At 27.4% G+C, this 6,876-nt stretch carries 11 protein-coding genes; 5 read left to right on the top strand and 6 right to left on the bottom strand.

Annotation, left to right across the window (positions count from 1 at the left end):
- From X274_RS01815 to rpsF, 6 genes are all read right to left on the bottom strand, one after another.
- A partial coding sequence (locus X274_RS01815; RefSeq protein ID WP_047265094.1) for an NfeD family protein occupies nt 1-446 on the bottom strand: 446 nt, incomplete at its 3' end.
- 26 nt (nt 447-472) lie between these two features.
- Nucleotides 473-1,312, bottom strand: coding sequence for an MBL fold metallo-hydrolase (locus X274_RS01810; protein ID WP_047265099.1), 840 nt, complete (start codon nt 1,310-1,312; stop codon nt 473-475).
- An 18-nt stretch (nt 1,313-1,330) separates the two neighbouring features.
- Nucleotides 1,331-1,780, bottom strand: coding sequence for a 50S ribosomal protein L9 (gene rplI, locus X274_RS01805; RefSeq protein ID WP_047265093.1), 450 nt, complete (start codon nt 1,778-1,780; stop codon nt 1,331-1,333).
- An 87-nt stretch (nt 1,781-1,867) separates the two neighbouring features.
- Nucleotides 1,868-2,095: a 30S ribosomal protein S18 gene (gene rpsR / locus X274_RS01800; RefSeq protein WP_047265092.1), complete on the bottom strand. Its 228-nt coding sequence runs from the start codon at nt 2,093-2,095 to the stop codon at nt 1,868-1,870.
- A gap of 12 nt (nt 2,096-2,107) precedes the next feature.
- Complete coding sequence (locus X274_RS01795; protein ID WP_047265091.1) at nt 2,108-2,614, bottom strand: single-stranded DNA-binding protein; 507 nt, start codon at nt 2,612-2,614, stop codon at nt 2,108-2,110.
- A gap of 13 nt (nt 2,615-2,627) precedes the next feature.
- A complete protein-coding gene (gene rpsF / locus X274_RS01790; RefSeq protein ID WP_047265090.1) occupies nt 2,628-3,014 on the bottom strand; it encodes a 30S ribosomal protein S6 in 387 nt (128 codons plus the stop codon).
- A 184-nt stretch (nt 3,015-3,198) separates the two neighbouring features.
- On the opposite strand from rpsF, the gene X274_RS01785 reads away from it, so the two are divergent.
- The 5 genes from X274_RS01785 to X274_RS01765 all read left to right on the top strand — a co-directional run bounded on the left by X274_RS01785 (nt 3,199) and on the right by X274_RS01765 (nt 6,860).
- Nucleotides 3,199-3,765, top strand: coding sequence for a 3'-5' exonuclease (locus X274_RS01785; RefSeq protein ID WP_047265089.1), 567 nt, complete (start codon nt 3,199-3,201; stop codon nt 3,763-3,765).
- Nucleotide 3,766: 1 nt separating this feature from the next.
- Nucleotides 3,767-5,047 carry a PhoH family protein gene (locus X274_RS01780; RefSeq protein WP_047265088.1) on the top strand — a complete coding sequence of 427 codons (1,281 nt, stop codon included), beginning with the start codon at nt 3,767-3,769 and terminating at the stop codon, nt 5,045-5,047.
- A gap of 68 nt (nt 5,048-5,115) precedes the next feature.
- Nucleotides 5,116-5,361, top strand: a complete 246-nt coding sequence (locus tag X274_RS01775; protein ID WP_231580366.1) for a DUF4911 domain-containing protein — start codon at nt 5,116-5,118, stop codon at nt 5,359-5,361.
- Nucleotides 5,336-6,397 carry a YqeG family HAD IIIA-type phosphatase gene (locus X274_RS11405; protein ID WP_052913123.1) on the top strand — a complete coding sequence of 354 codons (1,062 nt, stop codon included), beginning with the start codon at nt 5,336-5,338 and terminating at the stop codon, nt 6,395-6,397. The genes X274_RS01775 and X274_RS11405 overlap by 26 nt, the downstream gene beginning before the upstream one ends.
- 43 nt (nt 6,398-6,440) lie before the next feature.
- On the top strand, nt 6,441-6,860 hold the full coding sequence (locus tag X274_RS01765; RefSeq protein ID WP_047265097.1) for a secondary thiamine-phosphate synthase enzyme YjbQ: 420 nt from the start codon (nt 6,441-6,443) through the stop codon (nt 6,858-6,860).
- Nucleotides 6,861-6,876 lie beyond the last annotated feature (16 nt).

Genomic DNA, 6,876 nt, shown 5'->3' with positions numbered 1-6,876 from the left:
CTCTCTAAATTGAATTCGCTCAGTATTTTCTTTACAATTAACATATTTGATTCTCTTTTTAATACTATCACTTTATCTCCTTTTTTTATTTCTCCTTCTTCAGAATATGCGCTCCATTGTTCACTAAAGACTTTAACTATTCCAGAATTATTTTTGTCAAAATCAGAAAGAGCCAGTCCCGTTTTTCCTATTAATTCATCTAAATGAAAATTTTTATTTTGCAAAGGATTGCTCCACTTTTTTACAATTTTTCTTGAAAATAACCATAATATAGTAGAAAATATTATGAATATAACTGAGTTAATTATTTTGTTTGAAATGAATAGTCCGAAAATGGCGGTAATAAATGAACTTAAACCAAACCAAAAGAAGAAAAAAGTTGGTGTGATAATTTCAAGCACAATGAATATTATTCCTAATATTATCCAGAATTGCCATTCAACCATAATCCCCCCCCTTTTTTCGTGTAAATTTATATAATAGAAATTTCTTCTGGATGAACTATAAAAAATTTAATATCTTTAAACTCTTCAGATAATTCTGTTTTAACTTTATTTATTAATCTATTATATCTGCTAGAAACGTGGTATAATATAACTCTTTTTGGATGTATGAAATTCAGTAATTCTTTTATTTCATTTAAAGATGTATGATTTCTAATTTTTCTATCTGACTCTTTTATAAAAGTACATTCATGAACTAAAGTATCCGAATCACCGATAATATCTGGTGAAATAGGCAAAGAATCCCCGCTAATTGTTAAAATTTTTTTTATATAATTTTCCAGTATATGGTCTTTTCCGAATTTAGCTATTAATTCCTTTATATTTTCCCCGCTTAAATTGGAATAAATGGATTTTAATTTTTTTCTTTTTTCTAATATTTGAAAACCTAATGATTTTTCTCCGGGTGTATGACGTGTTTTAAAAACTTTTAAAAATCTCTTGTTTTTTAGTTCTACAACATCTTCATGTTCTAAAGGTTTTGTGATTAGTTTAAATCGTAGATATTTATTCATACTTTTTATAAAATTTAAATATTCTTCAATATTTTTTGAGCCTTTTGGATAGTATATTTCAAGATTTTTTTCACGGCTTCCCATTGCATTATTACGGGTATTTATGAATCCCCATAAACCAGCTATATGATCAACATGAGAATGTGAAATAAAGATTTTTTCTATGCTATAAATCTTGTTTCCCAATGATGCGCTTATACCTTCTCCAACATCGAATAACAATCTATCTGGTTTATAGTAAATCCATGTGCTGTATAAAGCTTTTGAACGAATTATAAATTCCAAAATATTCACCATCCATTATTTAAATCATTATTCTAAAGGTTCAACTTTTAATTTTATATCTCCTTTAACTCCTTCAGGTAATTTAATTTTCAAAGTATATAAACCAATTTCTTTAATATTAACTTTTTCAGCGAACCATCTTTTATCAAAATCTATATTTGTAGATTCTTTTATTAATTTTGCTATATCATTCGCAGTAATAGAACCAAACAATTTACCATTAGAACCGGATTTTATCTTAATTTTATAAACTCTTTCCTGTAACTGCTTTAATAATTTTTCGTTTTTTTCTTTCCTTTTTTGTTTTACTTCCTTTTTTATTTCCTGAATCTTTTTAACGTGTTTTATTTCTCCTTCTTTAGCTTCAACGGCTAATTTTCGAGGAATTAAATAATTTCTACCATAGCCATCAGATACTTTTACAATCTCACCTTTTTTACCAACTTTAGCAACATCTTTTAATAACATAACTTTCATTTTATCAACCTCCAATTTCTTCTAATTATAAGTATATCATAAATGTTTTAAATTTTTTAATAGAAAAAAAGGAGGCTATGCCTCCTATTAATCATTTATGAAAGGTAATAATGCCATTTGTCTTGCCCTTTTTATCGCAGTTTTAACCATTCTCTGGTGCTTAGAGCAATTACCATTTAATCTCTTAGGAATAATTTTTCCTTTCTCGTTTATAAAATCTTTTAATAAATCTGTATTTTTATAATCTATATATTCAACTTTCATTGAACACAATTTACATTTTTTTACTCTTCTTGGTCTTCTATTAAATGCCACTATATTCACCTCCTAAAAATTTGGCGGGGTATCATCATCTATACTATCATCATCGATAGGAAAAAATTCAGGAAATTTCTCATCTGAGAATTCTCCGATATCATCAGAAACTTCATCAATAGTCGGTTCAATCACTTCTATTTTTGAATTGTTCTCAAAATTATCTGTTATATAAGCATCTCTACTGGCTTTTGATTCCATAAATTGTATATTCGTTGCTGAAACTTCTGTTCTTTCTCTATAATTATTGTTTTGGTCTCTCCAGCTATTAACCCTTAGAGCGCCTTCAACAAGGATCAAAACACCTTTTTTTAAATAATTTTCAGCAAATTCTGCTTTTTTTCCAAATACAACAATTCTGATAAAATCAGTCTTTTGACCATTAAAATCGTTATTCCAATTTGGACGGTCAACAGCTAAAGTAAAATTAGCAACTTTATCACCTGAAGTAGTCATACGTACTTCTGGATCACGAGTTAATCGACCAACTAATATAACCCTATTAAATGAATAACTCATAATTTCATCCCTATCATTCTTCAGAATTTACTGGTTCTTCAACGACAACTTCTTTATTTTCTTCGACTTTTTTCTGTTTGATTTTTTCAGCTTTTTCTAAATCTTCTCTTCTAAAAACTTGCCATCTGAAAGTGTTTTGACTGTTAATTCTAAACAAGCCATCTAATGCATTAACTTTGTCAGGAGTAGCCTTAAATATTCCCCAGGTATAATCTCCTTCTGTATATCCTTGATGGGTTCTATAAGCTAGTTTTCTCATACCCCATCTTTCCCAGTGTTGAATTTCTCCACCTACTTTTTCTTCAATCCAGTTTTTAACCTTTTCAACTTCGTTGTTTCTGTTTTCTTCAGATAATTCTGGAGAAACAATAAACATCACTTCATAAATCCTTTCCTTCATTACTACACCTCCTCGGACAATTTTGGCCCCTAAATAAGAGCGGAATTTTCACTATAGTATTATACCAGAAAAATAGATTATCTGAAAAAAATTAACCTAATGTTATTCAAATTAATAACTATTTGAAACTAAAATTGAATCTTTTGAAAAATTATGCTATACTTAAAATGTAGGAGGTATTAATATGTATAATCTTGAAACACAAGTTTTTGTCTCATTTGATCTGGAAACTACCGGGTTAAAACCAGATTTAGGAGACAGAATTATCGAAATAGCAGCTATTCCTATATATAATGGTAAAATAAAAAGAAAATATGAGTTTCATACATTAGTTAATCCAAAAATAAAAATACCTGTCGAAGGTTCCCAATTTCATAAATTAAATAATAAAGATATAGAAAACGCACCAACAATTATAGAAGTTTTTCCTAAATTTAAAGAGTATATTTCAAATACAATACTTGTTTCACATAATGCAAAAATGGATATGTTATTTTTAGATGTAGCTGCTAAAGAAAGTGGAATATTACCAGTTGAAAATTATTATATAGATACATTAGAAATAGCCAAAGCATTATTAGAAAAAGGTCCATATTCATTAGAATCTTTATCAAAAAGATTTCATATTTATATAGGTAAATCTCATAGGGCATATGAAGATGCATTAATGACGGCAAAACTGTTTTTAGTTTTTATTAATAATTTTGGTTTAAAAAGTTTAGGGGATTTTATCAAAAAATGGAGGGGATAATATGGTAAAAAATTATGTATTAGACACTAATGTTTTAATTCATGATCCAAAAGCAATGTTTAATTTTGAAGACAATAATGTCATTATACCATTTCCAGTAATAGAGGAAATAGATAATCTTAAAACACGTGGTGAGCGAACAGGTGCTGCTGCGAGAGAAGTTAATAGAATTTTAGACAATTTAAGAAAAGAAGGTAGTTTGCAAAAAGGAATAAAATTAGAAAATGGTGGAATGCTAAAAATAGCAACTTTAGAAGAAAATGGAATAAAAATTCCTCGTTATTTAGGGAAAAAAATGGATGATTGGATATTATTATATGCAATGGAGTTAAAAAAAGAAAGTGAGATACCGACTTATTTAGTTACTAAAGATTTAAATTTAAGAATAAAAGCTGAAGCTGTGGGGATTGAGGCACAGGATTATTTGACAGATCGTATTGAATACAAAAATTATTTTACAGGATTTGTTGAACTTAAGGTTGATAAAAAAATTATTGAAAAAGAAAAGATTAATTATAATTTATTAAATTTAAATGAAAAACCATATCCAAATACGTATTTTGATTTAAATGATGGAAATTATTACAGATATTCAGAGAAAGAGAAAGCTTTAATAAAATTGGATATATCATATTTTACAGAAATATTTGGAATCAATCCAAGAAATAGAGAGCAAATATTTGCATTTGATGCATTACTTAATGATGAAATACCTTTGGTAACTCTTGTTGGTAGTGCGGGGACAGGTAAGACATTGCTTGCATTAGCAATAGGGCTTAGCAAAGTTTTAGATGAAAAAAAATATAAAAAATTATTAGTATCAAAACCAATAGTTCCAGTAGGAAAAGATATTGGCTATTTGCCGGGTTCCATCCAGGAAAAAATGAGGCCCTGGTTACAACCTATATATGATAATTTAGATTTTTTATTTCAGGGAAAAGGGAAAAAACCTGATGAATATTTAGAAAAAAGAGAAATATTAGAAATAGAGGTATTATCTTATATAAGAGGAAGATCCATTCCAGAACAATATATGATAATAGATGAGGCGCAAAATCTCACACCGCATGAAATAAAAACAATTATAACAAGAGTTGGGGAAAATACAAAAATAATATTAACTGGAGATCCATTTCAAATAGATAATCCTTATTTGGGTTTTTCATCCAATGGTTTAATTTATGTTTCTTCTAAATTTAAAAATTCAGATTTAGCAGCGCATATATATTTGTTAAAAGGTGAGAGATCAGAGTTAGCAACTAAAGCTGCAGAGCTTTTGTAAAAAATATGTAAGATATATAATGTAAAATATAAAAACAAAAAATGTTTTGCATATTTGGAGGTGCTGAAGTGAAAACAGATGTAAAAGAATATGATATATATGTAAAAGTAAAACGAGAAGATATACATTTAGTTACATATTTGCTTGAATCAGTTGATAATTTAATGAATGTAAGGAATGTAATTGAAAATAATCTAATGAAAATAATAAGTCCAAAGGATACATTGGATGAATCTTTGAAATTGATTAATTCATTAAAAGAAATGGCAGATTTGGAGGTTGTAAGGGTTGAACCCAACAACGGAGAAGTTTAAAAAAAATATTTATAATATTATACCAATTCCATACGAACATCATCCAACTATTTTTGATATAGATTATTTGAAATTAAAAAAATTAGGATTTAATACTTTACTATTTGATTATGATTTTACATTAGCCCCATGGAAACAGCCTATAGATAATAAGACAGTTGCTCTTTTTAAAAAATTATATAAAATGGGATTTAAAATTGCAGTTGTATCTAATGGTCCAGAAAAAAGAATCAAAAATGTAAAAGAAAAAATGAGAGAAAAAGTTAAAATATATTGGAAAATGAAAAAACCATTTTCCGAAAAAATAAAAAAAGTATTGGAAGATTTAGATTCTCGTCCAAAAGATACTGTTTTAATAGGAGATCTGTTTTTTACAGATATTCTAGTAGGAAATAAAAATGGATTATATACAATATTAGTTAATCCATACACTTATGAAATAGATTCCTTTTATAAAAAAATAGCTGCAATAGTCTCGAAATCTTTATACTTCATTTTTTTCTATACATTTGGATGGTTGTTTAGAGTTATGGATTTAGCTGTCCCTAATGAATTTGCTGAAACTATTTTTGATATAGATTACAAAAAATTAAAGCAAAAGGATTATAAATTATTAATATTCGATTTTGATAATACTTTAACTACATGGCGCTCTGAAAAATTACCAGATGATATTATTGAATTATTTGGCAAATTGTCTAAAGATTTTAAAATCATGATAGCATCAAATGGTAAAGAATATAGATTTGATAATATAAAAAAGCAGTTAGAAATGTATAACATAAAAGTTATGGGTTATTCGTTAAAACCGTTTCCCTTTAGAATAAAGAAAAGTGTTCAAGAATTTAATATTGAACCGACTCATGTAGTTTTAATAGGTGATCAGCTATTTACAGATATAATTGCTGGTAATAAAAATGGTTTTTACACGATAAAAGTAGAGCCAATATCTTCAAGAGAAAGGTTTTTTACTAAAATTTTGAGATTTTTTGAAAAGATAAGTATAAAAACAATGCGAGAAAAACCAAAATTTTAGGAGGGGGAGAATGTCAATAGATAAAGAGGTATACGGTAGCAAAATGAAAAGTGTAACGAAATATTTATGGTTTAATACTGAAAAAAGTATTGATATAATATATTTAACAGATGAAGTAAAAAAGTTTGTTAGTGAATCTAATATTATAGATGGGTATGTTCTTGTTTCGGCTATGCATTTAACAGCTGCTGTGTATATAAATGATTATGAGTCAGGATTAATTGAGGATATAAAAGAATGGCTGGAAAAGTTAGCGCCACAAAATTATCCTTATAAGCATCATAGAACTGGAGAAATAAATGGACATGCGCATTTAAAAAATTTAATAATGCACCATCAGGTTATAGTTCCAATTACGGATGGAGAATTGGATCTTGGTCCATGGCAGGAAATTTTTTATGCAGAATTTGATGGTAAAAGACGAAAAAGGGTTATATTAAAAGCATTTGGGATAATAAAATAATAAAATGGGGGATTAA

The organism is Marinitoga sp. 1155, from assembly GCF_001021175.1.
GTDB lineage: Bacteria > Thermotogota > Thermotogae > Petrotogales > Petrotogaceae > Marinitoga.
This window is presented reverse-complemented; position numbering and strand designations above follow the sequence as displayed.